27 protein-coding genes and 1 riboswitch are annotated in these 25,667 nt (G+C 45.2%); of the genes, 21 read left to right on the forward strand and 6 right to left on the reverse strand.

Translation table 11 applies throughout. From position 1 onward, the window contains the following. Positions 1 to 86 precede the first annotated feature (86 nt). Complete coding sequence (locus KIT90_RS14905; RefSeq protein WP_285377312.1) at positions 87 to 743, forward strand: pyridoxamine 5'-phosphate oxidase family protein; 657 nt, start codon at positions 87 to 89, stop codon at positions 741 to 743. Here KIT90_RS14905 and KIT90_RS14910 read toward each other — a convergent pair. Next, positions 724 to 2,046 (reverse strand): ATP-binding protein, encoded by a 1,323-nt coding sequence (locus KIT90_RS14910; protein ID WP_285377313.1) that lies wholly within the window; start codon positions 2,044 to 2,046, stop codon positions 724 to 726. The two genes, KIT90_RS14905 and KIT90_RS14910, sit on opposite strands and share 20 nt — an antisense overlap. A gap of 3 nt (positions 2,047 to 2,049) precedes the next feature. Continuing rightward, entirely contained in the window at positions 2,050 to 2,742 is a 693-nt protein-coding gene (locus KIT90_RS14915) for a response regulator transcription factor (protein WP_285377314.1), read from the reverse strand. A 369-nt stretch (positions 2,743 to 3,111) separates the two neighbouring features. Here KIT90_RS14915 and KIT90_RS14920 point away from each other — a divergent pair, with 369 nt between their 5' ends. Beyond that, positions 3,112 to 4,653 carry a hypothetical protein gene (locus tag KIT90_RS14920; protein WP_285377315.1) on the forward strand — a complete coding sequence of 514 codons (1,542 nt, stop codon included), beginning with the start codon at positions 3,112 to 3,114 and terminating at the stop codon, positions 4,651 to 4,653. Positions 4,654 to 4,665: 12 nt separating this feature from the next. Beyond that, complete coding sequence (locus KIT90_RS14925; protein WP_038893570.1) at positions 4,666 to 5,355, forward strand: hypothetical protein; 690 nt, start codon at positions 4,666 to 4,668, stop codon at positions 5,353 to 5,355. Positions 5,356 to 5,427: 72 nt separating this feature from the next. Here the strand turns inward: KIT90_RS14925 and KIT90_RS14930 are convergent, their stop codons facing one another. Further along, positions 5,428 to 6,429 carry an AraC family transcriptional regulator gene (locus tag KIT90_RS14930; protein ID WP_285377316.1) on the reverse strand — a complete coding sequence of 334 codons (1,002 nt, stop codon included), beginning with the start codon at positions 6,427 to 6,429 and terminating at the stop codon, positions 5,428 to 5,430. Between the two features lie 107 nt (positions 6,430 to 6,536). Here KIT90_RS14930 and KIT90_RS14935 point away from each other — a divergent pair, with 107 nt between their 5' ends. The 6 genes from KIT90_RS14935 (at position 6,537) to KIT90_RS14960 (ending at position 14,306) form a co-directional block, all read left to right on the forward strand. Then, complete coding sequence (locus KIT90_RS14935) at positions 6,537 to 6,863, forward strand: MFS transporter (protein ID WP_005442452.1); 327 nt, start codon at positions 6,537 to 6,539, stop codon at positions 6,861 to 6,863. Beyond that, entirely contained in the window at positions 6,863 to 8,086 is a 1,224-nt protein-coding gene (locus KIT90_RS14940) for an HlyD family secretion protein (RefSeq protein ID WP_005442453.1), read from the forward strand. The genes KIT90_RS14935 and KIT90_RS14940 overlap by 1 nt, the downstream gene beginning before the upstream one ends. A gap of 101 nt (positions 8,087 to 8,187) precedes the next feature. After that, the gene (locus KIT90_RS14945) at positions 8,188 to 9,510 is read left to right on the forward strand and encodes an AarF/ABC1/UbiB kinase family protein (RefSeq protein WP_285377317.1); all 1,323 of its coding nucleotides are present in this window, start codon (positions 8,188 to 8,190) and stop codon (positions 9,508 to 9,510) included. 74 nt (positions 9,511 to 9,584) lie between these two features. Then, a complete protein-coding gene (locus KIT90_RS14950) occupies positions 9,585 to 10,931 on the forward strand; it encodes a magnesium transporter (protein ID WP_009704789.1) in 1,347 nt (448 codons plus the stop codon). 849 nt (positions 10,932 to 11,780) lie between these two features. Then, positions 11,781 to 13,019: a cytosine permease gene (gene codB / locus KIT90_RS14955; protein ID WP_005442458.1), complete on the forward strand. Its 1,239-nt coding sequence runs from the start codon at positions 11,781 to 11,783 to the stop codon at positions 13,017 to 13,019. A 9-nt stretch (positions 13,020 to 13,028) separates the two neighbouring features. Continuing rightward, positions 13,029 to 14,306: a cytosine deaminase gene (locus KIT90_RS14960; protein ID WP_285377318.1), complete on the forward strand. Its 1,278-nt coding sequence runs from the start codon at positions 13,029 to 13,031 to the stop codon at positions 14,304 to 14,306. 50 nt (positions 14,307 to 14,356) lie between these two features. Here KIT90_RS14960 and KIT90_RS14965 read toward each other — a convergent pair whose 3' ends face one another. Then, positions 14,357 to 14,539: a hypothetical protein gene (locus KIT90_RS14965; RefSeq protein ID WP_009704791.1), complete on the reverse strand. Its 183-nt coding sequence runs from the start codon at positions 14,537 to 14,539 to the stop codon at positions 14,357 to 14,359. A 535-nt stretch (positions 14,540 to 15,074) separates the two neighbouring features. Here KIT90_RS14965 and KIT90_RS14970 point away from each other — a divergent pair. From KIT90_RS14970 to KIT90_RS15015, 10 genes are all read left to right on the forward strand, one after another. Next, on the forward strand, positions 15,075 to 15,845 hold the full coding sequence (locus tag KIT90_RS14970) for a hypothetical protein (protein ID WP_199437960.1): 771 nt from the start codon (positions 15,075 to 15,077) through the stop codon (positions 15,843 to 15,845). 106 nt (positions 15,846 to 15,951) lie between these two features. Further along, entirely contained in the window at positions 15,952 to 16,605 is a 654-nt protein-coding gene (locus tag KIT90_RS14975; RefSeq protein ID WP_020194105.1) for an HD domain-containing protein, read from the forward strand. Position 16,606: 1 nt separating this feature from the next. Continuing rightward, positions 16,607 to 17,344: a helix-turn-helix transcriptional regulator gene (locus KIT90_RS14980; protein WP_009704793.1), complete on the forward strand. Its 738-nt coding sequence runs from the start codon at positions 16,607 to 16,609 to the stop codon at positions 17,342 to 17,344. A gap of 10 nt (positions 17,345 to 17,354) precedes the next feature. Next, complete coding sequence (locus KIT90_RS14985) at positions 17,355 to 17,714, forward strand: hypothetical protein (protein ID WP_009704794.1); 360 nt, start codon at positions 17,355 to 17,357, stop codon at positions 17,712 to 17,714. 182 nt (positions 17,715 to 17,896) lie between these two features. Then, positions 17,897 to 19,753 (forward strand): MFS transporter, encoded by a 1,857-nt coding sequence (locus tag KIT90_RS14990; RefSeq protein ID WP_285377322.1) that lies wholly within the window; start codon positions 17,897 to 17,899, stop codon positions 19,751 to 19,753. A gap of 59 nt (positions 19,754 to 19,812) precedes the next feature. Continuing rightward, positions 19,813 to 20,430, forward strand: a complete 618-nt coding sequence (locus KIT90_RS14995; RefSeq protein WP_005442468.1) for a cob(I)alamin adenolsyltransferase/cobinamide ATP-dependent adenolsyltransferase — start codon at positions 19,813 to 19,815, stop codon at positions 20,428 to 20,430. 122 nt (positions 20,431 to 20,552) lie between these two features. Then, a riboswitch (FMN riboswitch) is annotated at positions 20,553 to 20,693 on the forward strand. A 174-nt stretch (positions 20,694 to 20,867) separates the two neighbouring features. Further along, the gene (ribB, locus tag KIT90_RS15000; protein WP_005433496.1) at positions 20,868 to 21,524 is read left to right on the forward strand and encodes a 3,4-dihydroxy-2-butanone-4-phosphate synthase; all 657 of its coding nucleotides are present in this window, start codon (positions 20,868 to 20,870) and stop codon (positions 21,522 to 21,524) included. A 109-nt stretch (positions 21,525 to 21,633) separates the two neighbouring features. Then, positions 21,634 to 22,179, forward strand: coding sequence for a glutathione peroxidase (locus tag KIT90_RS15005; RefSeq protein ID WP_038867318.1), 546 nt, complete (start codon positions 21,634 to 21,636; stop codon positions 22,177 to 22,179). 11 nt (positions 22,180 to 22,190) lie between these two features. Beyond that, a complete protein-coding gene (locus KIT90_RS15010) occupies positions 22,191 to 22,637 on the forward strand; it encodes a DUF3429 domain-containing protein (protein ID WP_009704798.1) in 447 nt (148 codons plus the stop codon). Between the two features lie 154 nt (positions 22,638 to 22,791). Further along, complete coding sequence (locus KIT90_RS15015) at positions 22,792 to 23,037, forward strand: hypothetical protein (RefSeq protein ID WP_005433479.1); 246 nt, start codon at positions 22,792 to 22,794, stop codon at positions 23,035 to 23,037. A 56-nt stretch (positions 23,038 to 23,093) separates the two neighbouring features. Here KIT90_RS15015 and KIT90_RS15020 read toward each other — a convergent pair whose 3' ends face one another. Together KIT90_RS15020 and KIT90_RS15025 are read right to left on the reverse strand one after the other, a co-directional pair. Next, a complete protein-coding gene (locus KIT90_RS15020; protein WP_041053586.1) occupies positions 23,094 to 23,693 on the reverse strand; it encodes a thiol:disulfide interchange protein DsbA/DsbL in 600 nt (199 codons plus the stop codon). Between the two features lie 86 nt (positions 23,694 to 23,779). After that, a complete protein-coding gene (locus KIT90_RS15025) occupies positions 23,780 to 24,157 on the reverse strand; it encodes a hypothetical protein (RefSeq protein WP_285377325.1) in 378 nt (125 codons plus the stop codon). A gap of 193 nt (positions 24,158 to 24,350) precedes the next feature. On the opposite strand from KIT90_RS15025, the gene KIT90_RS15030 reads away from it, so the two are divergent. Next, entirely contained in the window at positions 24,351 to 24,656 is a 306-nt protein-coding gene (locus KIT90_RS15030; protein WP_009704801.1) for an isoamylase early set domain-containing protein, read from the forward strand. Between the two features lie 224 nt (positions 24,657 to 24,880). After that, positions 24,881 to 25,600 carry an SDR family oxidoreductase gene (locus tag KIT90_RS15035; protein WP_009704802.1) on the forward strand — a complete coding sequence of 240 codons (720 nt, stop codon included), beginning with the start codon at positions 24,881 to 24,883 and terminating at the stop codon, positions 25,598 to 25,600. Positions 25,601 to 25,667 lie beyond the last annotated feature (67 nt).

Here is a 25,667-nt window from a genome sequence, read left to right on the forward strand (position 1 = left end):
TCTCTTTAAGCTACCAGTTAAACGCTACATTGCAATCAGAGATTGAGGAGCAAGTGCTCGCCCATGTGAGCAAATAAGGAGAGAAAATGTTATCCAATACCAATAGAACGGAAATTAAGAAAGGCGTACATAAAGCCGTCTCTGATGTTAACAAACTGCACGCCATCATAGATGAAAGCCTGATCGCTCATGTTGCAATAACCAACGAGTCTGGCCCTGTAGTTATTCCCATGTTGGCATGGCGTGTCGATGATTACGTGTATATCCATGGTGCCAACAACAGTCGATTGTTACGCTCACTCAAACAAGGAGTGCAAACGTGCCTTACCTTTACTTTGTTTGATGGTTGGGTATTGGCTCGAAGTGCGTTTCACCATAGCGCGCATTATCGTAGCGCCGTGGTCTTTGGTCAGTTTGAGATGGTGGATTGTAACCAAGAGAAAGACAGATTACTGAATCACTTTATCGAACAGATCGCTCCGGGGAGAACCGAAGAAATCCGTTTGAGTAATGAGAAAGAGCTCAAAGCCACCATGCTACTGCGTATTCCACTCACAGAAGCATCGGTGAAAATCAGCAATTTTGGCGTCAATGACGATGCGGAAGACATGGACATTCCTGTTTGGGCTGGTGTCTTACCCTACCGAACCGTCGTAGGCCCACTGCAAGCTTGTGACGATTTGTATGAGGGTATCGCTGAGCCAGATTACCGCAGTGCCTATCCTAATCGTTGGCAGGAATAAGCACCGTAAAACGTGCCCCGCCTAAGTGACTATCGCCGACGGAAAGTTCCCAACCTAATTGCCTCGCTGCACTGGTAGCGATGGCAAGCCCTAAACCAAAGCCTTTCACGTCGGCGTTGCGGCTTTTGTCTAAACGCGAAAATGGAACAAACACTTCTTCTCGCATTGCTTCAGGGATGCCCGGGCCATCATCTTCGATATCAACAATCCAGAAATGCTCAACCGATCGAATCGTCACCTCAACGCAAGATTCACCGTAACGTTTTGCGTTCTGAAGCAAGTTATCGAGGACAAGGTTACCTAAAGTCGGTTGCAAGTGAATAGATTGATACGCGAGTTCATTTTCTACCGTCAACTTAGCGAACTCTAAGCCTCGGTAATTCATTCGGCTTTTGCACCAAAGTGGCAGTTCAATGGTTTCAACAGAATCGTTCAAAGAATGGTTTTTGACGCTCAAACGAGACAGCATGACAATGTCGGACGTTAAATCCGTCACGACATCAACGTACCGTTCAATATCATCATGCAACTCTGCCTGCATTTCACCGCTGGTGCGCCTTGCTAAATCCGTCGCTAACTGAATTCGGCTGAGCGGAGTGCGAACTTCGTGAGGGATAGCTTGGGTAAAGATGTGTGTCTGACGTACTCGCCTTTCTATGTCTTCTGACATGTTGTTGAAGCCTTGGGCAAGTTCTTTCACAGGTTGCGAAAATTGCTTCAGATCGACTCGCGTATTCAACTCACCAGATCCAAATTGTTGTTGTGCGGCCGTCAGCTGTCGGATCTGGCGATCAAGGCGGCGTACAGGTATGTAAACCATGACACCTAAACTGCACACCACAGTAAGTAACAGAGTGAGAACGAAAATGATCTCGGAATCTTCATCCCAATCGATATCTGGACTGAAAAAGTCACGCTTTTCTTTAAAGACCAAACTCTCTGACGTGTTAGGAAGCGGAAACACCGCAGCGTAGATACTGTCATCGATTAAATAAACGGGTACCCCTTGCATACGATAAAGCAACTCGCAATCCAAGCATGGTGGTGAGCCATCCCAGTTTTTCAACAATGTGAGATCGAAGATAAAAAAATCTTGTTTTCCGTTGGCGGTGAGCTTTTTGTACAGTGAATCGGGTGAGCCTCGCTGCTCGATATACTGGTCAACGAAGTAAGCGCCGTCACTTAAGAAAATACCGGCTTCTGTTTTACGCATGTACTCGTCGCCCATAAAAAGGAACAGCGCGACCGTTAACGCGAGGCCAGTCACCAACCCCACGTAAAGACGAGTAAACATGGAAAACATGCGCTACTTCCCTGTGAGCATATAGCCGCGATTGCGCACGGTTTTTATGGTTGCAGTATGGATATGAGCCTTGGAAAATTTTTTCCTGAGTGAGGAGATTCGCATGTCAATGGAACGATCGGTAATGCAATATTCAATACCTCGGGCGAGACGGCAGCATGACTCTCGGGAGACAGGCTTATCGACGTTGAGCATTAGGAGCTCTAGGATCTCAAACTCAGAGTCTGTGAGATCGATGTCTTGTTCCAAGTAGTAAGCTTTGGAGCGACGGGTGCAGAGGTCAATACCGTATCGACTCAATTCAGTCTCTTCTACGGTATCCACTTGGCGGCGATAGCGGCGCAACGCGGCTTCAATGCGAGCGAGCAGAATATTACCTTTGATCGGTTTGGTCAGGTAATCATCAGCCCCAAACTTAAACAAGCTGACTTCACTCATCTCATCATCCGTTGCGGTTAAAACAATGATGATACCGTGGTAGAACTCTCGCGCCTCTTGGCATATTTCCGCGCCATTTTTGCCGGGTAGCATCAAATCTAACAGCACTAATTCCGGCTTGAGTTCCTTAATCGCCTCTAACGCGTTTAGACCATTATCGACCACTGTAACTAGATAGCCTTCCGCCTCTAGATACATTTTGGTTAGTCGAGCAATCTCAGAATCATCCTCTAATAGCAAGATTTTATTGCCACCCATAAACCATTCACTCCATCTATAAAACAGGAGAAGTATATCGTTCGTTTTGTAGGACACAACCCACATGCACGACACTTTTTCCTACAAGAGATCGCTTACAAACACTTACAAACCATACATTTATAAAAGCCAAGCACACTAAAAATAAGACAATTAGAGCAAATGACCAATTTATAAATCAAACACAGAGCATTGAGCAATTAAAATCAACAATGACAATATATAAATCCTTTATTATTTTGGATTTATCGAATTAAAAACCTTACAACAAAACATTTCTAATCATTATGACTCAGCTTGCTCATATAGACAGATTTTTCTGTTCCCCCTAAATTCCCACCGAACCCTCAGCCTGTGAGTAATACAAAAATGAAATTCGCTCGATTAACGCCTTTAGCCATGTTGTGTGCGGTTAGCCTAACAGCTTGCGGTGGTAGTGACTCAAATTCGAAAACCTCGACAACCACACCTCCAACGCCACCAACCCCAACATTGAACACCGTTATTATCCCTACTGTCGTTTCTACAGAATTTCCAGCCGAGTTAAAAGTAGCGGCAGATGCTGGCTTCACCCACTATGTAAAAATCTCCCTTTCTGAAGCAAACAGCGATGATGCATTTCACATTGTGGCGGTTGATGACGGTGTGAATAATGAAAAAATCTTTCGTGCCGCAAAAATCATCCAACACCTACTCACAAACCAACCGGATTCTAAGTACGGCGCCGACAAGTCTGGTATCGCTAAGACATTAGCCGACCGTGATGCGACACTAATGCTGACAGCAAACGATGACCAGAATAACGAAATGCTAACTAAGATCTTTATTGGTGAGCTACTTCGTCAAGACAAGCTAAATGATGCCGTCACAGACTCAGGCTTATCTCAATCTTTTGATACCAGTTCACTAGACAAGTTTATTGCTGACATGATGGCACTTAACGAAGACGACATGGACACATTAGTGGAGTCTTTGATAACGACACTAATGAGCAGCAAAGACACGCCAAACTGGCTCATGAACAGCCAATCTCTAATGTACCGAGAACTCACGGTTGAAGGCGATTGCCATTACATGAGCAACTTTGCTGATTACTGTGCCAATCTTGGCAACCACGCCGACCGTGATGCCGCCTTTGAAGAAATTCTACACTTGGTCCAAGCGCAAGGCATTGCACCTAACGCGTCGACTGCGACACTGCAAAACGACATTCAAGCTCATGCGTTAAGCATCTATGACGATATCCAAGCTGGCAAGCCAACGGTATGGCGTCCTACACATGATGATTGGGAAGATTGGGAATCAGACGACTTCGATCCAGAGCGCGTTAAACAAACCGGTCCTTCTTACTCTCACGAATATTTTGCTGCCGCTTTTGAAGCGTACATGGGCGTAGCAAAAGCAAACGGGCAAGGCTTAGACGGGTACCAAGCATTAACGCGTGAGGAAATGCAAACCCAAGATCCACAAGCGGTTGATTGGATTAGCGGCTTATTCCACGGATATTTGCAATACACTGCAAACATCGATTCTGCAGGCGTCAAGCTTTACACAGAGAAGACGAATCCGGGCACGGTGCCTACCTTCCGTATGTCACCAAACAAAGACGGTTTGGTAGAAGCGTACACCTACAAATCTCAGTGGCTGACAAAAGTGAAGATTGTTGGCGACGACGCAATCAATGTCATCGGTAATGACCAAGACAATACGTTTGAAGGCAACAGCAAAGACAACAGCATTTATGGTGAAGGTGGCGTCAACACCTACATCGTGCCGCACAAACTGGCGGAATGTATCGTAATCAAAGCGAAGAACGTCTCTGTTGAGTGTCCTAGCACAGGCACTGACGAGCTATACGACATTCAGAACATCCAATTCACCGATAAAACTTTAGATGTAACCAAGCTATAAACAATGAAAAACATGAAGAAACTTACTTTACTCGCTCCCCTATTCCTTGTTGGTTGTGGTGGTCTTGCTGTCATGGATCGTACTGATGCAGTAAAAGCGCAACCAGAAATGTTGGTGAAAACCGACGGCGATTTTTGGGGATTCGGTGCGGATGGCCATTTTGATTTTGCTGGCAAGTACAAAGGCAAATATTCACGCAGTGCTTCAAACTCAAGCTGGTTCAATCGCATCTCTTTTAAAGAAGGCGCAATGGGTGCAGAAGTGACTCGCATAGACAGCGGTGAAACTTGGCTCCTAAACTGCACAGGCGGCGGTATGTCAGTAAACTACATGGGCGTTGATTTTGGTGGCAACGATCCATACACCTGCGACATTACTCAAGATGGTAAAAAAGTCGGTGAGTTTGCGATGGAGCCAAAATCTGCACTTATCGACATCAGCCTTGAGAAAAAAGAGACTGGCGTCGTTCGAGTTGGCAACACGCATTTCAATGTTGAAACCGTACACACGAGCCCTGACTCCATGATGGCGGTAGACATTCCATTGGGTTACAGCTTCAAGCAAGGCACACAAGAAGTTGCAGCAGTACAGACGAACGGCACAATTGCCGTACAGATGTTGCCAGAGCTTAACGATAAACAAAAAGATGTGGTTGCCATCGGTGCCGTTGCGAGTGCACTTAGCTGGCGTCCCGAAGAATAAGCGTCTAAATAACGCACAAAAACCAAAGCCCTCAACCTAGAGGGCTTTTTTGTTAATACACGCCTTGTCAGACTATTTTTCTAGTCGCGCTGCATACTGTTTCGGTGTTAAGCCTCGGTGCTTTTTGAACATGCGATTGAAACTCGCCACATTGGTGTAGCCAAGCCGCAGTGCAATATCGTCAATACTATTCTGCTTACTCAACAACTCTGCCGCGACATTACTCAGTACATAGCCAGACACGGTTGAAAAGTTCAGCCCTAATTTGTGTAAGCGACGTTGAAACTGCTGCTCAGATAAACCCAATAACGTCGAAACGCGTTCAAGTGTAGGAAGTCCATAGTGGCTACTGTAATTCACCACTTCATAAATCACTTTCAGCTCATCTTCTGGATCGGGCATATTGAGTAAATCATCCAAATCGGAAAAACTCATCGCTAAACGGTTGTCTTCACGATGATTTACCTGTCGCGAAGCAAGACGATCATCGCCGTTAATCCATATTTCTGTCTTGGGTTGGCTCCATTCCACATCACAGCCAAAGTACTCTTTATAGAGCTGACCATTTTTCCTAGAGCCAGAAATCATCACTCGCAAGGGTTGATAATCTTCACCCAAAAACTCGCGTAAGATTTTGATCATGAATATTGCACAACGAATGCTGTCGTGCACTTTCACTGAGGTTTCAATAAAGGGATTATGATAGGTCCATTTAATGATTTTTCCGGATTGTTCACCCGCGAAGAAGGCTCCAGATTGAAGATTACTCGTACCATAATTGACTCTTCGAATCGTGCTAGCTAAGTCATTGCCAGAAAACAGCCAACGCCCCACAGGACCAAGCTTTTGCAGCTCGATGTCTCGGCTAAGATTTAATATCACATCAGGGTCATTGCTTCGCTCTTCAACACGTCGATACCATTCGGATACCGCCCTCAGGGGAATTAAACCCATTGGGTTATGAAACACCGAAGCAGGTATACCAAGCTCATCTGAGCTCAAATTATACTTAGATAACGCAAGGTTATTCATGTTTAAAATACCCATGGCGCGAATAAACCGAACTGTTCTCATAACCAATCACATCAAATTTAATCCTCTATTGATTGAATTTGTCACAAAGACTCACCTATTTCAATTCCTGATCACAATAAGCCAACAGTTTGATAGAGGAGTGTTTAATGAGTTTACTGAGTGTCCCATTTGTCGGAACAGGCGCAGATACAGCGTTGCATGTCGTTGCTGCCGTCGTTTTAATCGCGAGTGTTGCAGGCGCGTGTTACGGCTTTTGGAAAATCCATGAGTTGCCAATTAATAAGGCACATAGCAAAGACCACCATCAGATAGGGTTGATCACCGCCCTCACCTGGATAGGTTTTGTCTGGCACTGGGTATGGGTGCTAGCCGTGATTTTTGCATTCGTTGATATGGAAAAAGCCATCATCAATCTGCGTGATACATGGAAAAGTAAACCGCAAACAGAAGCACAGCCACAAGAGGAGGCGTAATGTTAGAAGGTTTAGCGGTTTGGGCACTCTTCATCTATTTGCTGCGTTTAGTCGGCATGCCTTGGAACAAAGCGACCAAATCGTTCGCTTATCTTGGCGGTTTGGGTTGGCTGATGTTCGTATGGGTGGGCTTGATTAACTTCACACCGATGGATTTATCCGGCGGTTCTGTGGTGCAATCTCCTCATGTTCAATTGCGTCCAGATTCAACGAACGTGAAAGGTAAAGTTGACCACATTTACATCAAGCCGAATCAACAAGTTGAAAAAGGTCAGCTCATTTATGAACTTGACCCAACGCAATACGAAATTGCATTAAATCAAGCGAACGTATCCGCTGATTCTGCTCGCGTTGCATTAGCGACGGCAAAAGGCGACATCGAGATTGAAGAAGCTAACCACGAAGCGCTAGTGCAAGATCTGGAAACATCAAAGAGCCAATTGGAAGCCGCGAAAGTTGACTATAAATTGCAGAAAAAGATGCTAGATCGTTATGTTGAGCAAAACCGAGTGGTGCAAAACACCATCACGGAAAGCGATATCGACAAACAGTCGAGCACAGTAGACATGGCTCGCCACAATGTGTTGACTCTTGAATCTCAAATCAAGAAGAAACAAGTCGATATTTCACGTGCGAAGCTGGCGATTCATAAAGCAGAGCTAGCGGTTGAAACGAAACAGGCTGAATTGCGTCAAGCGGAAGAACAAATCGCAAAAGCACAATGGGATTTGAACAGCACCAAAGTGCATGCACCTAGCGATGGCTTTGTGACTAACTTTATCCTGCGTGAAGGCCAGCGTGTATCAGCAATGCCGCGTATTAATATGTACACCAACGAGAAGTACGTACTGATGCGAGTGAACCACCAAGCGATTCGTAACATCAAACCGGGTCAGCCTGCGGAATTCTCCTCTTCGGTTTATCCAGGTAAGATCTTCTCAGCAACTGTAGAGGGCATTGTTGAGGCAACAGGTGAATCACAAGGTAACCTAATGGGCTTCGATGACTCTGTTCGCGTCACAACCGGTAAGAACTTGCAGAACAAACACCACTTTGTTCGTCTTAAGATTGATGAGCCAGAAGGCTACGACATCCCTGTTGGCTCTGTTGGCCTTGCATGGGTCAGCGGTGAAAAACCGATAGGCTTCATGGCCTTCTTGGATGTGATTCGCGGGATCATCATCCGAATGAAGTCTCAACTGTACTTCTTCTACTCTATCTAAACTCACAAACCGCCAGTTACGCTGGCGGTTTTCTTTTCATTTGTATCCAAGCACGTACTTTTCCCGTATAACAATTAGTTAGTAAACAACGGAGAAGATTCATGTCGGCAAAGGAAAGAAGCCTACCTACCCATCGTATCTCAAGATTCAGCAAGTTCGCTTCACTTGCTACCCGTGTCGCAGGCAATGTGATTGCAGAAGGCACGAAGCAGATCGCCAAAGGCAACAAACCAAAAGCGAAAGACCTATTGCTGACGCCGCAGAACATCGCGCGCTTAACCGACCAGCTCGCCCATCTACGTGGCGCAGCAATGAAGCTCGGTCAAATGCTGTCAATGGATGCTGGTGATGTGCTTGAACCTGAGCTCGCTGATATTCTCTCCCGCCTTCGCTCCAACGCAGACCCAATGCCAGCGAAGCAACTGAACGGTGTTATGGAAGGTTCGCTTGGTGCTAACTGGAAAGCCGAGTTCCTGTCCTTTAACTTCAAACCTATTGCCAGCGCCTCAATCGGACAAGTGCATCAGGCCTACAGCGATGCAGGTGATAACCTAGCCGTCAAAGTACAATATCCTGGCATACGAAAAAGTATCGATAGCGACGTCGATAATGTCGGCACACTACTTAAAGTCGTTGGGTTGATTCCAGAGTCCGTTGATTACAAAGGCTTGCTGGAAGAAGCGAAAAAGCAACTGCATGATGAAGCCGATTACGCACGAGAAGCTCAATTTGCCATTCGTTATCATGACGCTTTGAAGGAGCACCCTCATTTTGTGGTACCGAAGATTCACACTGAAAGTTGCTCAGACTCTGTTCTCGCGATGGAATTCATTGATGGTAGCCCGATTGAGCAAATCGAACATTATGATCAGAGTACGCGAGATTTTGTCATGCACAACCTACTCGAATTACTGTTTCGAGAGCTGTTCGAATTTAAGATGGTGCAAACCGATCCCAACTTTGCCAACTACTTATATATCGAAAACACTCGTCAAATCGGCTTGCTAGACTTTGGTGCGACCCGCGAATACAGCGAACGGTTCAGTACTGGCTATCGCCAAGCTTTTGCGTCTGTCGTGAATAATGACGAGCAAGGCTTGAATGAGGCGCTTGAACAAATAGGCTTCTTTAGCCAAACCATCCTTCCAGACCAGCGCCAAGCGATTCTCGATCTAGTGAAAATGGCATGTGAACCTATGTTGGTCGATGAGCCCTATGATTTCAAAGCCAGTGGTCTAGCACAGAAGCTTCGCGAGGCTGGCACTATTCTAAGCATGGAGCAAGAGTACTGGCACACACCACCAGCCGATGCCCTATTCCTACACAGAAAAATTGGCGGTATGTACTTACTCGCCGCTCGTATTGGCGCAAAAGTGAACATTCGCCAATTGGTCTCACCTTACCTACAGACAACTGACCAATAGGCTATTGTTTTTCTGCTATTTTCGAGTACCTTGATCAGCTGCCTATAAGAATAATCTGACTGTCGGGGTGCTCGGTGAGTAAGTTTCAAGACCTCTCCACTCTAATCGAACAAATTGTCCAAGCAGACGAAGCGGAACAAGTCACCGCTTTGAATGATTCTATCGAATGCGGTCTCGAGCCCGGTGCGGTTGCATTGATCCTCGAAGCCTTCCCGATCGATGATCGTGTGCGCTTGTGGCGTGCGTTACCTATGGAACTGCACATCGATGTGCTAACCGAAATGCGTGCAGAAGTGCGTCTTTCGATCATCGAAGCGCTTTCTGAAGTTGAGTTAAAGCTTACCTTAGCCAAGCTAGATAACTTATCTCTGATCGAATGGGCAGACTCTCTGCCTGAAGAGTTTATCAATGAAGCGTTAGAACTGATTGAGAAAGATGAACTCGACCTCTACGATCAAGCAAATGAATACGAAGACGAAGAACTTGGCCGCTGGGCTGAGCGTAAGATCATCACCCTCCCTTTTAATATCACGGTTGGCAAAGCTCGACGCCTAATGGAGCGTTACAGCTACGATACACCGCAACAAGTGTATCTCATCAACCGTAAGAAACAGTTTCGTGGCGCGGTGAACTACTATGAAATCTTGCGTAGTGAGGAAGACGTTCGCCTTAAAACCTTAGCGATAGAAACCGTCACAGTACTCGACAGTAAAATGGAGTTACCAGAAGCGGTCGAAGCGCTAGAGCACAGCCCTCTTCCTGCTTTGCCAGTGACGGATGCTGACCAAACCTTAATTGGGGAAGTAGATTGGCAGTTTGCTCTGAGCACGCAACGTGAAATCTACGAAGCGCGCTTGATGGCGGGTACCGGTATGGATGAGGGCGATGACTTGTTCGCGCCTATTCTAAAAAGCTCGCAAAAGCGCGGCGTTTGGCTCGGTATCAACTTACTGACAGCGATTCTAGCGTCTGTCACTATTGGTTTGTTTGAAGACGTGATTTCACAAGTGGTTGCTCTTGCTGTTCTGATGCCAATCGTCGCCTCTATGGGTGGTATTGCGGGCAGTCAAACACTGACCTTGATGGTTCGTGCTATGGCATTAAATCAGATCACCCCAGGTAACCGTTTTGCGCTGCTTAAAAACGAACTGGGTATCGGCTCTCTTAACGCTTTGCTGTGGGCGCTGATCATCGGTGGGTTAGCAGGGCTTTGGTTCCAATCTCCCGTGCTAGGCGGAACCATCGCGTTGGCCATCATCGTCAATATCGTTACTGCAGCATTATTTGGCGTTCTGATCCCTATTGTTCTGGATAAACTGAAGCTAGACCCAGCCTTGGCAGGTTCGGTCATCCTGACAACCGTTACTGATGTCGTCGGTTTCTTTGCTTTCTTGGGTACTGCCAGCCTAGTAATGTTGTAAAAATGATTGCTCTAGTTAATTAATTCATCATTAGCATATTAATTACAAATTGCAATCCGCATTTGCATTTTGCAATTAACACAATAAATTAGGCAACCTATATCACAGAAACCGCGTTTTTAGGGTGGTTTTAAAGTTGGCACGCTAACTGCATTATCTATAGTGACCCTTCTTAAGCCGAGGGTCACCTAGCCAACTGACGTTGTTAGTGAACTTGAATTTGTTCACAAGTATATGAGCCAATCGCACTCTTTGCGGTTGGCTATTTTTTTATCTGTGTTTCCCGATTCCTTTCTTCGCCTTCCTCCTTCTCGCACTCAGTACTCTCTATTCAAGCTGCAGCAAAATCCCAGTATCAAAGTCAAAACTCCAAAAACTTACAAACGATTTCACTCCAGTTTTCGCCAAGTTAACCATTATAAATAACCACCTGAGGCTATATTCCTTATTTAAGCCGCATAAACATCAGCGATTAAACTTAATTATGTTTAATTTATGCGCAACAAAACACCCAATCAGAAAGAAAACGTTTGCTTAAAAAACATAAGAGGTAACAATGGTTGAGTTTATAAAGAAAGCGTGTAAAGCAAAGGTGATATAAGAAAGTGCTCAATGATACCGATTTCATGACAGATTACTCTTGCATGAAGCGATCAATTAACAAACTTTTTTGCTCTTCAAATAAAATATAACCTTATGTTTTTAATGGAATAAAAAAGCACAAAGACTTGAGTAAACGTTTAAATGACAAAAAACTCATTGACTATGAGATTTACATCACGATAATACGCGCCGTTTGCCCAGAAATTGGGATCTATAATTAGTTTTAATTTTTATGCGGAGGTAAAAATGGCTGCAGACAATAACTACAGTCTCGGACCGGTTCCTAACACTGCCAGAAAGGGCGTGGCATCATTAACCATGGTTATGTTGGGACTCACTTTCTTCTCCGCAAGTATGTGGACGGGCGGCTCGCTCGGTACTGGCCTTTCTTTTGATGATTTCTTCCTCGCTGTTCTCATTGGTAACCTAATCCTCGGTATCTACACTTCTTTCCTCGGTTACATCGGCGCTTCTACTGGTCTCTCCACTCACCTCCTTGCTCGTTTCTCTTTTGGCTCTAAAGGCTCTTGGCTTCCTTCCGCACTTCTTGGCGGTACACAAGTTGGTTGGTTTGGTGTTGGCGTAGCAATGTTTGCGATTCCAGTAAACAAAGCAACAGGCATCGATACAAACACGCTTATCATCATTTCTGGTCTACTCATGACCGCAACGGTTTACTTCGGCATCTCTGCGCTTATGGTGTTATCTGCGATTGCAGTTCCGGCGATTGCCCTTCTTGGCGGTTACTCTGTGATTGAAGCAGTAAACAGTGTTGGCGGCGTGGCTGAACTGCAAAAAGTACAACCGGCACAACCTATCGACTTTTCAGTAGCGCTAGCAATGGTGGTTGGCTCATTCATCAGTGCAGGTACCCTAACCGCAGACTTTGTTCGATTCGGCAAGAAGCCAAAAGGCGCAGTGATGGTCACGATGGTGGCGTTCTTTATTGGTAACTCGCTGATGTTCATCTTCGGCGCAGCTGGTGCGGCGGTAACCGGTCAATCGGACATTTCAGAAGTGATGATCGCGCAAGGTCTTCTTATTCCAGCTATCATCGTTCTTGGCTTGAACATCTGGACAACCAACGACAACGCGCTTTACGCATCGGGTCTAGGCTTCTCCAACATCACTGGTTTACCAAGTAAATACATCTCAATGGCGAACGGTTTAGTAGGTACATTGTGTGCACTATGGTTGTACAATAACTTTGTAGGCTGGTTAACCTTCCTATCGCTTGCAATTCCACCAATTGGCGGCGTAATCATTGCGGACTTCTTCATGAACCGTAAACGTTACACAAATTTCGCAGCAGCAGAGTTCCAAACGGTTAACTGGGCTGGCATTATCGCTGTGGCGATTGGTGTTGCAGCAGGTCACTTCCTTCCGGGTATCGTGCCTGTGAATGCGGTACTAGGCGGCACAATCAGCTACCTGATTCTAAATCCTATTCTTAATAAAAAGACACTGGCACAACAGCCAGCGTAAGGAACCATCATGACGACACTATTGATCAAGAACGCAACGCTAAAGGGACAGGAAGGTCTCCAGCAAATTTTGATTGAGGATGGTCAATTCAAGCGTATTGAAGACAATAATGTAGAACTAAATTACACAGGTGATGTTCTTGATGCGGAGGGCGGCATGGCTGTCGCTCCTTTCTGTGAGCCGCACATTCACCTAGACACCACGCAAACCGCCGGTGAACCAAGCTGGAACATCTCTGGTACGCTTTTCGAAGGTATCGAGCGTTGGGCTGAACGCAAAGAAACGCTGTCGATTGAAGACGTGAAATCACGCGCAAAGCAAACACTTAAGTGGCAAATTGCAAACGGCGTCCAACACGTTCGTACCCACGTTGACGTTTCTGACCCTACCCTAATTGCTCTAAAAGCGATGGTAGAAGTTCGTGAAGAAATGAAAGAGTGGGTAGACATCCAAATCGTTGCATTTCCACAAGAAGGTATTCTGTCTTACCCGAATGGTAAAGAATTGCTAGAAGAAGCAGTTCAGTTGGGTGCTGACGTTATTGGTGCTATTCCTCACTTTGAATTCACTCGTGAGTACGGCATCGAGTCTCTGCACTACGTTTTCGAACTGGCACAGAAATACGACCGTTTGATCGACGTACACTGTGACGAGATCGATGACGAGCAATCACGTTTTGTTGAAACGCTTGCAGCGCTAGCGCACAAGTTCAACATGGGTCACAAGGTAACCGCAAGCCATACGACCGCTATGGGCTCTTACAACGGTGCTTACGCATCTCGCCTGTTCCGTCTGCTACGCATGTCTGGCATCAACTTCGTTGCAAACCCATTGGTGAACATCCACCTTCAAGGCCGCTTCGATGATTACCCGAAACGCCGTGGTGTGACTCGTGTAAAAGAAATGCTGAATGCGAACATCAACGTATGTTTTGGTCACGATGATGTATTTGACCCTTGGTACCCACTAGGCACAGCAAACATGCTGCAAGTTCTGCATATGGGTCTGCACGTGTGTCAGGTGATGGGTTACGACCAAATCAACAACTCACTGGATCTGATCAGCACGAATTCAGCACGTACACTGAATATTCAAGACAAGCACGGCATTGAAACAGGTAAGTCAGGTAGTTTACTGATTCTTCCTGCAGAAAATGGTTTTGACGCAGTACGTCGCCAAGTTCCGGTTCGCTACTCTGTTCGTCACGGTAAAGTGATTGCAGAAACACAGCCTGCGACAACACACATTCACCTTGGTGAGCAAGAGCAAGTGACTTACAAGCGCTAATCACTGAGCTTTTAAACAAAAAAAGGGTCTGATTAAATCAGACCCTTTTTTTATTTCTTCACGCGCTGTGTTAGGTGTCTACGGCAACTAATGACATTCCTTAGCAACGAAGGCGTATTCCCTAAATAGACAACCTTGCCATCTTCATCAACAATGGCAGGTACAACCTTTAAGCCTTTCATATCTGCGCCGTATTCCACCAACTTACGTTCTAGCTCATATAAATCCTGCATATCTCGGACTCAATTTATAATTATCAATTTTCGCGTGAATGCTATCCCTCTAAAGAGATATCAATACTGATCTGGATCATGAAAGATAGATCCTAATTATGGTGGGCTCAAACTTGAGACACTTCATGGTTTGAATGTGTTTTTGAATGTGAAATTTTGTGAACTGCATTCAAATTAAATTTCAAAATATAGACAGTTTGCGTAATAAATATTTGCACTCCTTCGTAACAAACACTAAAGTTAGGGAGTTAGTTGAGCTTTATACTAAAAAGCCACAAATCGCCCAAACACAGATTTAACACTAACAACGTCAAAATTAGTGCTTATAAAATAAAGAATAAAACAAAACCTAGGGTCAACAGCAATGTTGACCCTTTTCTTTGCTTCCCTCAACTCGAGCCAAACAGAAAAACTTTGAGCCTTATAGTAAACAAAACTTTTGCGTGATAACTGTCGGTTATCAGCGAGATAAGTGGATTCCTAATCAAACAGCGTTCAATAATAGCTTCGAACCAAACATCTCGGAGTGAAATACATGAACATTTTCAATAAAACTACATTGGTCGCGGCGCTATCTCTTCCCCTACTTGCAGGATGCGTGACTCCGGGAGAAGACGATCCAAACGCATTAACAAAACAAGGCGCTGCAGGTGGTGCACTTTTAGGTCTGACTATGGGCGCTTTGACGGGTGATGCTGAGCTCGCCGTGAAAGGCGCAGTTGCGGGTGGTGTAGCCGGTGGTGTCGCAGGTGCTGGCGCGGATATTCACAATAACCGTGACAACATTCGCCACGACAGCCGCAATGACGCGATTAGTGGTATTAACGGTGGTCAGAACACAGCAGCAACCAATGCCCCGCAGCAGTGGCAAGAGATCGATAACTTTGTTGGTGATTGGAACGTAAATATCCAGAACCACAATCGCGACTTTAAAGGTTTAGAAGGTCTGTCGGCACACGGCTCACTAGCAAAAACAACAGAAGCAAATGTTAAGGTGACCAACTCGCAAGGCGTTGACCTTAATGCCGCGTTCACGTTCGATCCACAAGCAGGCTACCAACTAACGCTGACTAATGAAGCAAAAGATGTATCGGTTGCTTTTGCTGGTGAACAACAATCACAAAGCCATCGCTACAACTTCTACCCGATGAACATTAACGACGTCATTTACCAAGGTATTCCGACGGGTGATGTGCGTGTCGAGCTAGGTTTTGCAGGTCCAAACGTTTGGACCATCGATAGCTACGCTTACATCGACGGAGCAGAACAAAAAGTACAAACGTTCCGATTCACTCGCACCCAGTAAAACAACAAGGCTTTCTTCGCAACATCTCAATAACAACGTCTCATTTGGCAATTTAATAAAGGCTTAGGCATACTCTGTCTAAGCCTTTATTTTTTAGAAGAAATCCATGTCTCAACTTAACCTAGCAGAGCTCAGCCAATTTGAGCCTCAGTTCCTACAGTTTATGCAGCAAGAGATGCAAACTGATGCCGCTCACGACCTCAGTCACGTCCGACGCGTAGTCAAAACCGCTCGTCAACTAGCAGAACAAGAAGGCGCAGATTTAGCCGTTGTATTGCCTGCTGCGTATCTGCACGATTGCTTTACTTACCCAAAAGATCACCCGAACCGTAAGCAAAGCTCAACAATTGCGGCAACCAAAGCGATTTCGTTTCTAGAAAGCATCGACTACCCTGCTCAATACCATGACGCTATCGCCCACGCTATAGAATCTCACAGCTTTAGCGCCAACATTACACCTAATACTTTGGAAGCTCAGGTCGTCCAAGACGCAGACCGCTTAGACGCGCTTGGCGCAATTGGTGTGACACGTTGTATTCAAGTGAGCACGTTGTTTGATGCCGTCTTATATAACGAACAGGACATGTTTGCAGAGCATCGAGAATTGGAAGATAAACGATTCACCATCGATCATTTCCAAACCAAATTGTTTAAAATAGTCGAGACGATGAACACCAAAGCAGCCTATGAAGAAGGTTTGAAGCGTAAAGCGTTTATGCAGTCTTACCTAGATCAGTTGCGCCAAGAAGTAGAAGGTTAATATGTCGGAAAGTCACGACCTAATTAAAGAGCTCAAACGCCAGCTCAAGCAGTCTGGTTTGCACTATGTCGATGTCGCACAGCATTTGGAGCTAAGCGAGGGCTCAGTAAAACGCTTATTGGCAGAAGGCAGTCAAATCAGCCTCGACCGCTTGGAGCGCATCTGTCAGCTGATTGGGTTAGAAATGGCAGAGCTATTTAAACTGGCAGCAGCACACAACAAAGGGCTGGAGTCGCTCACGCTAGAACAAGAAAAACAGTTGGTTGATGATAAAGGCTTATTGTTGGTTGCGGTTTGTGTGGTCAATGGTTATCGCTTCGAACAAATCATCGAGCAATACACCTTTGATGAGTTAGAGCTGATACAAAAGCTAGCTCAACTCGACCGCCTCAATATCATCGACTTGCTGCCAGGTAACAAGATTCGTCTGCGTATATCTCCGACATTCAAGTGGCACACAGGTGGCCCTATTCAGCGTTTCTTCCAGCAACAAGTTCAAGAAGCTTTCTTCCAGAGCTATTTCTCTGCTGAAGATGAAAAGCTAGTGATGGCAACAGGCTTAATGAGCTTGCCAACCAACAAGAAGATGCAGCAAAAGCTACAAAAGGTCATTGATGAGTTTTATCAGATCTGTCAAAGCGACGATTCACTAGATATGAACGAGAAGCACGGTACCTCACTGGTGATTGCGATGCGTCGTTGGACATTCCCGCTGTTTAACCCTTGGGAACGCAAATAGGTACTATCTGATGCTCGATAAACTCAAAAGCCTATCGGTCAAGACGAGACCTATTCTCCCTTTATTCATACTCATCGCGTTTGGTGGTTTTGCGGTGTTCATTACCACACTCTTGCAACTTTCTGATGTGGTTAAGGAGTCTTATCTTATTCCGAGTGGCGTAACGGCGTTGTGGGCGCTTGCCGCTTGGGTGATGATCTCAAGCTTTCAGCATGTTCCTGAACTTACGCCGAGCCTCGGTTTTTTCAAACGAATGAAAGCTCGCTTGGTGCGTCTGTTCTTTTATTTGGTGACATTAGGCTTTATTGGACTCTCTGGTTTTATTCTGTTTGTCACATTGAGAATGCTCAGCGTCTGGTTTCGACACTAAGCTAATTTCGTAACACATAAGAGCACCAATCAGTGCAATATCACAAAATCATGAAACTAAAAGTATCGTAAAGTGTTACTTTTAGTTTCTCATAACGTAACTCTTTTCTTCGTGCTAGCTTCCTAAAACGCAACCTTTAAAGTGCTTCCATCTCAACGCGATTTTGCAATTACGGAGCCAGCATGTTTCTCACTAAACGATTCTTCCCCTATTTCGTGACTCAGTGCCTTGGTGCACTGAACGACAATATCTACAAGAATGTTCTCTTGTTGATGGTGACCTACAGCCAAATTGACTCACTACCAATGTCGGTCGACCTCTTTGTTAACCTTGCGGCTGGCTTATTCATTCTTCCCTTCTTTCTGTTTTCTGCCCACGCCGGTGCGATTGCCGACAACATGGACAAAGCCAAATTAATCCGCCGCTTAAAACTTATTGAGTTAGTGATCATGAGTTGTGCAGCGACGGCTATCATGACGCAGAGTGCCATTCTAATGCTGGTTCTACTCTTCATGACTGGTACTCAATCGGCTTACTTCGGCCCTGTGAAATACGCTCTACTTCCTCAGGCGCTAAAATCTGATGAACTAGTGAAAGGTAATGCTTGGGTTGAAATGGGGACTTTCCTTTCTATCCTGATTGGTACCTTAAGCGCAGGTCTATTGCTTGCAATTCCAAATGGTATGCTTATCGCCTCTTGCATTGTGATTACACTGTCACTACTGGGCTTTTTAAGCAGCGCAAACATCCCTTCTCTGCCAAGTAAGAAAAGTGACCAAGTAAAATTCGAGCCTATTACTGGTTTGAAGAAAACACTCAAACTGGCACAAAAACAACGCGGTATTTGGATGTCGATTCTAGCGATCAGTTGGTTCTGGTTTATGGGCGCAACTTACCTAACTCAATTCCCAAACTTTGCTCGCGAACACCTATTTGCAGACAGCACTGTGGTTTCTCTGTTGTTGGCTCTGTTCTCAGTTGGTATCGCAACAGGTTCATGGCTATGTGAAAAACTGTCTTTCAATCAAGTTGAACTGGGTATTCTGCCATTTGGTATTTTGGGTTTAACGATTTTCAGTGCCGACCTACTATGGGCAGTACCTGCAATCGAATCTTTCCCAAGTCAGTATTACAACGTACAAAGCTTTGTTGCCCAATCTTCACATATTCGAGTAATGATCGACTTGTTCTTGGTTGGTGTGAGCGGAGGCGTATTTATTGTTCCCCTTTATGCGTTTATCCAATCGCGCTCAGAAGAGGGCGAATGTGCTCAATCTATTGCGGCAAACAACATCATGAACGCACTGTTTATGGTCGCTTCCGCTGCTGTTTCTATCTTGGTGTTAAGTGTTTTAGAGTTCTCTATTGTTGAGCTATTTGCCATTTTGGCCGTCGGTAACTTCATCGTGGCTATCTACGTTTACCGTCAAGTACCTGAGTTTACTCAGCGCTTTGTTAGCTACTTGCTAAGCCACTGTCTGTACCGAGTTTCGGTAACCGGTCGTCAGCATATCCCAGAGCAAGGCGCTGCGCTGATTGTGGCAAACCATGTGAGCTATGTAGACGCTTTGATTCTAATGGGCACATCAACCCGTCCTGTTCGATTCGTGATGGACAAATCAATCAGTGAGCTGCCTGTTCTTAAGCACGTTTTTCGTCATGCTGGCGTTATCCCAATCTGCTCTCCACGCAAATGCGCAGAGACTTACAAAAGAGCTTTCGAACAGATTGAGCAAGCTCTTAATAACGACGAGGTAGTTTGTATCTTCCCTGAAGGTCGTTTGACCTCAAATGGTGAACTGGGCGAGTTCCGACCGGGTGTTGAGACGATTTTAAAACGTACACCGGTTCCCGTGATTCCAATGGCGTTAAAAGGCTTATGGGGCTCTTTCTTCAGCCACAAGAATGGACACGCGTTAACGAAGCGCCCTACTCGCTTTTGGTCTCGTATCGAAGTCAATATTGGTGAGTTATTACAACCAACCATGTTAGATCGCCATTTGTTACAAAAAGAAGTGCAAGATTTGCTAATTCGCTGACAGTAGTCTCGTGGAGAATCTAGTAGGATAAAATCAACGTCATAAATCTAGGAGGTATTATGAAAATCATCATCTTACATGGTCTTTATATGCATGGGCTGGTCATGCAGCCTCTTAGCCAAAAGCTGAGAAAGCTGGGCTACGAGACCCAAGTATTGAGTTACAACACGGTTTCAATTAACGAAGAGTCGCTGTTCGATTCCATCGACAAAGCACTTAATCCACTGACTGCAAATGTGTTGGTGGGCCATAGCCTAGGTGGTTTGATGATTAAACGATACCTCGCGAGCCGAAAGCCATCGACAAGTCTGGTGTCACACGTTGTGGCAATTGGATCGCCACTGAAAGGCGCATCTATCGTCACTCGCATTCAAGATTTGGGATTCGGTGCGATGCTTGGTAACTCACCGTATCACGGCCTTAACAAGCACGAAGATGTTTGGACTTTCCCACAAAAGCTCGGCAGTATCGCTGGCACAATGGGCATTGGCGCTAGGCCGATTCTCATGCATAAAGACAACACCATGTCTGATGGCACAGTGACCGTTGATGAAACACGTTTAGAAGGCATGCAAGATCATATAGAGACGAAACAGACTCACACTAGCCTTATCTACAACACCTATGTACCTGCGCAGATTGATCACTTTATCAAAACTGATCACTTCAGCAGATAGCGCACTTTTCCATCAAGTAGTTGCAATCTACTTTTCAAGCCAAGGCGTTCGCAGTACTATCTCTACTCCGACCACTCATTTGAGTGTCGGAGTTTTTTACTTCTAACCATATTGGTTGGATTCAATGTTCTCAGGGCGGGGCGAAATTCCCCACCGGCGGTATACTCTTTTGAGTGAGCCCGCGAGCGCTCGATTCGTCGAGGTCAGCAGATCTGGTGAGATGCCAGAGCCGACGGTCATAGTCCGGATGAAAGAGAATAAGAAAACATCAGCGGTTTCCTCAACGTTCTGTGTTGATGAACACTGGTGCACTTCTTTTTGGATCGCATTTTTTATTGCGTGGTTTTGTGCCATCTTACAGTTGGCGGCTCATTGCCTGCATAGAATGTGACGATCCCTCATACCGCCCTGATTCTGGTGATATTTAGGAGTTAACCATGAATCAGTCATCACTACTTGCCGAATTTGGCGACCCAATTACTCGCGTTGAAAACGCACTTATCGCATTAAAAGAAGGCCGTGGCGTGCTTCTTCTTGACGATGAAGATCGTGAAAACGAAGGCGACATCATTTATTCCGTAGAGCACCTGACTAATGAGCAAATGGCTCTGATGATCCGCGAATGCAGCGGCATTGTGTGCCTGTGCCTGACAGACGCTCAAGCAGACAAATTGGAACTGCCACCAATGGTTGTGAACAACAACAGCGCAAACCAAACGGCTTTCACGGTTTCTATTGAAGCGAAGCAAGGCGTAACAACTGGCGTTTCTGCCGCTGACCGTGTAACAACTATCAAAACAGCAGCAAACCCAAATGCAAAACCAGATGACTTAGCTCGTCCTGGTCATGTATTCCCTTTGCGTGCTCGCCCTGGTGGCGTCATGACTCGTCGTGGCCACACAGAAGGCACTATCGATCTGATGCAAATGGCCGGTCTACAGCCTGCAGGTGTGCTATGTGAGGTAACAAACCCAGATGGTACCATGGCAAAAGCACCAGAGATCGTTGCGTTTGGTCGTTTACACAACATGCCAGTGCTTACCATAGAAGACATGGTTGCTTACCGTAATCAATTTGATTTGAAGCTAGCGTAATCAACACGCATTTGCTCTAGTCGAAAGCCGCTGAACTCAGCGGCTTTTTTGATCGATTTGATTCCTTCGCGAGTAGTTATACTTAGCAAAAACAAAAGGAATCAACACCATGAAGGGAATCACTCGCAGCGCACTTACCGCAACACTACTCTCCACCAGCTCTTTGGCTTTTGCATCGAGCTGTCCAGATATCTTGCAAGGAAAGCAAAGGCTTCTCAATTCAACGGAAGAAATAGAGCTGTGTGACGCCTTCAAAGGCAAAACGCTACTTGTCGTGAACACCGCGAGCCAATGCGGCTTTACCCCTCAATTCGAGCAATTAGAGCAGTTGCATCAGACTTACAAAGATCAAAACTTTGCCGTTGTGGGCTTCCCTAGTAACGACTTTCGTCAAGACCGTGGCAGTGAAGAAAAAACCGCTAAAATTTGCTATCTCGACTACGGTGTTACCTTCCCTATGATGGCGCGAACCTCTGTTCTTGGCGAGGATGCAAACCCAGTATTCGCCGAGATCAGTACTCAAGCGGGCATTACTCCGAAGTGGAACTTCTACAAGTTCTTGATCAACAAAGAAGGTAAAGTCGTTGCGACCTTCCCAAGTTCAACCTCTCCAACAAGTACTACGCTTACTAACATGATTGAACAGCAACTGTAAGGAAGGCTGCCATGACGACCACACGTACGACAATGCTGCAATTGGGTTATTTAGGACTGCTGCCCTTTCTGTTCAGCTTGGTTCTCATCGTTACAGAAAGGACTTTGTTTAACTTATCTGGGGAGCAGTTTTTTATTGCTTACAGTGCGGTGATTTTGAGTTTTCTTTCCGGGGTACTTTGGGGCAACGCCATTGATCATTTTTACCATCGATTGAGTCGAAATGCCTTGGTGCTAAGTAACTTATTCGTATTGCTTGCTTGGGGAGCATTGCTGCAAGGTAACAAGCATTATGTCATCGCGACTCTGTTATTGGCAGCTGGCTACATTGCCGTTTGGTACGCGGAAAAGCTGATTCGAAGAGTAGAAAAAGAGGCGGAGCCAAAAGGGTATCAGATGATGCGAGGCAAGCTCACGACAGGTGTGGTACTTATGCATGGGTTGGTTTTAATTGCTTAAACTGGTCTGTCCACCTACCAGATCACAAAATTAACCAAGTTATATAAAACAATGTTCATTTCGTGAAGTGCGCGTAATTTTGAACACCGTTTTGTTTTAATTATGAATGGATGGTCATATAAGTATCTCAAAAGCATTCACAAAGGATATGAATATGTTTTTTCGTAAACTTCTTTTTAGTACCGCAGTTATCAATGCAACAGCGGGTTGTGTGTCTTATCAAGCACAACAGGCTGCGGTCAATACGGTGAATACCACTGGAGTGGTTCTTAACAACGTAGTGAAAACCACCATCGCTCAGCCTTGTAACGTTGCCGTCACTGTTGCTAGCTTGTTTTATCCAAATGCGATCTTTATGACTGATATGCCAACCGCAGCTTGTACGGCTGTGCTCCGCTAACGCAAAAACAACATAAAAAATGGCGACCTCATTGGTCGCCATTTTTATTGACGCGATTATAGCGTTAATAAGTAGTTCACTAACGCGTTGTAATCATCGTAACTGCGGATCTCATTCGGCAACACAATGTACTTGTTGTTCACCACAACACCCGGAACCCCAGTCAGCGTGCTTTGTTTGAATTGTTTATCAAAACCTTTCTGCATAGAGTTCACTGCAAAGCTGTTGTACGCCGCATCGAACTTCTTGCCATCGACGCCGTTATCAACGAACAGTTGCTTAAGCTCTGCTTCGTTTTGAGGTGCTTGACGCTTCTGATGAATTTGCGCAAACATCGCCGGCACCATCTTATCCTCAACACCTAGTGACACCATTGTTGCGTAAGACTTCGCCATCGGAACAGCCATATCACCACCCATAAATGCGACATGTACTTTCTCAAAGCTAGCGTCTTTCGGTAACGCTGGTTTCAAGTTGTCGATGACAGATTCAAATTTGTAACAGTGTGGGCAATAGAAAGAGAAGAACTCGGTGACTGTCGGTGTTTTTGCTTTCTCTACATCCAAGATTTTGTAGTGTTTACCCGCTTCAAATTGCGCCGCGTGAGCAGTGAATGCCAGTAGTAGAGTGCTGCAAAGAGCAAATAGCTTTTTCATGTTTGATTCCTTTGGGCACAGGTGTGCCGTATTCATTTGTTAATGTTTAAAAATCCAGCAATGCTGGTTTGTGATGAATAAAGGAATCAAACAATAGGAGGACGGTAAGGCTTATAAATCACTGTCACTGCTTTTGGGGTGGGTGATTTATCAATCAATGCAAGACTATGCGGTAATAAAATCACATCATCTTGTAAGAGGTTGGTTGGTATTTTGACGATACAAGAAGAGCTACAACTGGTGTGTACTTGCTGCCCTTTCTCCATCAGATGATCACCATGGTGTGATTCAATACAGTCCGTATTGTCCACGCCCATTTTTTGATGAAGCTCAGCCGTTCTATCGTTAGTCGAACTCACTTCGATTGGCGCTGTGGCTGCACGCACACTCGACGCTACGCCCGTTAGCAACATGGCTAATAGACAGAGCATTGTCGTCATAAATGTACGGTTAAAACTCAGCATATAACTTCTTCAAAATACGGTGAATCTTCATCATACAGAATCCTTCTTTTCATACAAGCCAATCACTTAATGCTAGGTTCACAAACAAGACGATTCTGACACTCGATACCGACTGCAGTGCCGATAACACTTGAAATCACTATGAAACCTGAGTAATAGTTAGATCAGTTTTTGTACAAACAAGGAAAGATTAATGCTTAAAAAGAGATTCTTTAAAACAAAAGATGAAGTCGAAGTCACGTTCGAGCTAGACAAAAACCAGTGGGAGTCGATTCAAATTGCAGGCGATTTCAACAACTGGCAACCAGAACCAATGAAGCTCGTGAAGAAAAGTGGCCAGTTTAAGTTTAAGACGCGCTTGCCGAAGGAACAGAATATCCAGTTCCGTTACCTATTCAACGAAGCCGAGTGGGAAAACGATCCACAAGCAGACGCATACGTGCCAAATGGCTTTGGTAGCGATAACAGCGTTGTATGCACACAAGAGCAAATCGCTTAGCACGCAATTCAGAAACAAAGGCGCACCGAGTGCGCCTTTTTTATTGTCTAATTTTCATTGAGTTATCACTTATTGTTGCCATATGACAACAGTGTTTTAACTGAAGTAATATATATCAACAAAAGCCATTTCCTTAATATATCCACATCGCAGCGAGATAGGTGTTCTTAACTAAAAGCTGCTCTCAAACGAAAGCGATTCTTAAAAAATTAAGGAAACAAAAGATGAAAAAACTGATTGTAATCACAGGTGCAAGTTCTGGTATTGGTGAAGCTATCGCACGCCGTCTAAGCGATGAAGGTCACCCACTTCTTCTTCTTGCTCGTCGTGTAGAGCGCTTAGAAGCACTAAACCTGCCAAACACGCTATGTGAAAAAGTAGACGTTACTGAAAAAGCTTCATTTGAAGCGGCAATTGCTAAAGCAGAAGAGAAATTTGGCCCTGCTGACGCACTAGTAAACAACGCAGGCGTGATGCTACTTGGTCAAATTGACACACAAGATGCATCAGAGTGGAAACGTATGTTCGACGTGAACGTACTTGGTTTGCTAAACGGCATGCAGTCTGTGCTAGCACCAATGAAAACTCGCAACAGCGGTACTATCATCAACATTAGCTCAATCGCAGGTAAAAAGACGTTCCCAGATCATGCGGCTTACTGTGGTACTAAATTCGCAGTTCACGCAATTTCTGAAAACGTTCGTGAAGAAGTGGCTGCGTCAAACGTTCGCGTAACAACAATCGCACCAGGCGCGGTAGAAACTGAACTGCTTTCTCACACTACATCACAAGAAATCAAAGATGGTTACGGTGCGTGGAAAGAAGACATGGGCGGCGTGCTAGCTGCTGATGACATCGCACGTGCAGTTGTATTTGCTTATCAGCAACCACAAAACGTTTGTATCCGTGAAATCGCTCTAGCACCAACTAAGCAACAGCCTTAATCTCTGCGATTCTAAGACGAAGAAATTCAAAAAGCGGCTTTAAGCCGCTTTTTTGTTGCTGTAATCA

It is taken from the genome of Vibrio sp. B172a, assembly GCF_030248355.1.
Taxonomy (GTDB): domain Bacteria; phylum Pseudomonadota; class Gammaproteobacteria; order Enterobacterales; family Vibrionaceae; genus Vibrio; species Vibrio owensii.

What these genes read in the sequence shown, in the direction of transcription:
- KIT90_RS15035 (WP_009704802.1), top strand. Translation starts at nt 24,881, where the DNA reads ATGAAAAAACTGATTGTAATCACAGGTGCAAGTTCTGGTATTGGTGAA.
- KIT90_RS15030 (WP_009704801.1), top strand. Translation starts at nt 24,351, where the DNA reads ATGCTTAAAAAGAGATTCTTTAAAACAAAAGATGAAGTCGAAGTCACG.
- KIT90_RS14990 (WP_285377322.1), top strand. Translation starts at nt 17,897, where the DNA reads ATGTTTCTCACTAAACGATTCTTCCCCTATTTCGTGACTCAGTGCCTT.
- KIT90_RS15005 (WP_038867318.1), top strand. Translation starts at nt 21,634, where the DNA reads ATGAAGGGAATCACTCGCAGCGCACTTACCGCAACACTACTCTCCACC.
- KIT90_RS14930 (WP_285377316.1), bottom strand. Translation starts at nt 6,429, where the DNA reads ATGAGAACAGTTCGGTTTATTCGCGCCATGGGTATTTTAAACATGAAT.
- KIT90_RS14905 (WP_285377312.1), top strand. Translation starts at nt 87, where the DNA reads ATGTTATCCAATACCAATAGAACGGAAATTAAGAAAGGCGTACATAAA.
- KIT90_RS14985 (WP_009704794.1), top strand. Translation starts at nt 17,355, where the DNA reads ATGCTCGATAAACTCAAAAGCCTATCGGTCAAGACGAGACCTATTCTC.
- KIT90_RS14920 (WP_285377315.1), top strand. Translation starts at nt 3,112, where the DNA reads ATGAAATTCGCTCGATTAACGCCTTTAGCCATGTTGTGTGCGGTTAGC.
- KIT90_RS14940 (WP_005442453.1), top strand. Translation starts at nt 6,863, where the DNA reads ATGTTAGAAGGTTTAGCGGTTTGGGCACTCTTCATCTATTTGCTGCGT.
- KIT90_RS14945 (WP_285377317.1), top strand. Translation starts at nt 8,188, where the DNA reads ATGTCGGCAAAGGAAAGAAGCCTACCTACCCATCGTATCTCAAGATTC.
- KIT90_RS15025 (WP_285377325.1), bottom strand. Translation starts at nt 24,157, where the DNA reads ATGCTGAGTTTTAACCGTACATTTATGACGACAATGCTCTGTCTATTA.
- ribB (WP_005433496.1), top strand. Translation starts at nt 20,868, where the DNA reads ATGAATCAGTCATCACTACTTGCCGAATTTGGCGACCCAATTACTCGC.
- KIT90_RS15020 (WP_041053586.1), bottom strand. Translation starts at nt 23,693, where the DNA reads ATGAAAAAGCTATTTGCTCTTTGCAGCACTCTACTACTGGCATTCACT.
- KIT90_RS14910 (WP_285377313.1), bottom strand. Translation starts at nt 2,046, where the DNA reads ATGTTTTCCATGTTTACTCGTCTTTACGTGGGGTTGGTGACTGGCCTC.
- codB (WP_005442458.1), top strand. Translation starts at nt 11,781, where the DNA reads ATGGCTGCAGACAATAACTACAGTCTCGGACCGGTTCCTAACACTGCC.
- KIT90_RS14935 (WP_005442452.1), top strand. Translation starts at nt 6,537, where the DNA reads ATGAGTTTACTGAGTGTCCCATTTGTCGGAACAGGCGCAGATACAGCG.
- KIT90_RS14965 (WP_009704791.1), bottom strand. Translation starts at nt 14,539, where the DNA reads ATGCAGGATTTATATGAGCTAGAACGTAAGTTGGTGGAATACGGCGCA.
- KIT90_RS14975 (WP_020194105.1), top strand. Translation starts at nt 15,952, where the DNA reads ATGTCTCAACTTAACCTAGCAGAGCTCAGCCAATTTGAGCCTCAGTTC.
- KIT90_RS14915 (WP_285377314.1), bottom strand. Translation starts at nt 2,742, where the DNA reads ATGGGTGGCAATAAAATCTTGCTATTAGAGGATGATTCTGAGATTGCT.
- KIT90_RS14995 (WP_005442468.1), top strand. Translation starts at nt 19,813, where the DNA reads ATGAAAATCATCATCTTACATGGTCTTTATATGCATGGGCTGGTCATG.
- KIT90_RS14960 (WP_285377318.1), top strand. Translation starts at nt 13,029, where the DNA reads ATGACGACACTATTGATCAAGAACGCAACGCTAAAGGGACAGGAAGGT.
- KIT90_RS14980 (WP_009704793.1), top strand. Translation starts at nt 16,607, where the DNA reads ATGTCGGAAAGTCACGACCTAATTAAAGAGCTCAAACGCCAGCTCAAG.
- KIT90_RS15010 (WP_009704798.1), top strand. Translation starts at nt 22,191, where the DNA reads ATGACGACCACACGTACGACAATGCTGCAATTGGGTTATTTAGGACTG.
- KIT90_RS15015 (WP_005433479.1), top strand. Translation starts at nt 22,792, where the DNA reads ATGTTTTTTCGTAAACTTCTTTTTAGTACCGCAGTTATCAATGCAACA.
- KIT90_RS14925 (WP_038893570.1), top strand. Translation starts at nt 4,666, where the DNA reads ATGAAGAAACTTACTTTACTCGCTCCCCTATTCCTTGTTGGTTGTGGT.
- KIT90_RS14970 (WP_199437960.1), top strand. Translation starts at nt 15,075, where the DNA reads ATGAACATTTTCAATAAAACTACATTGGTCGCGGCGCTATCTCTTCCC.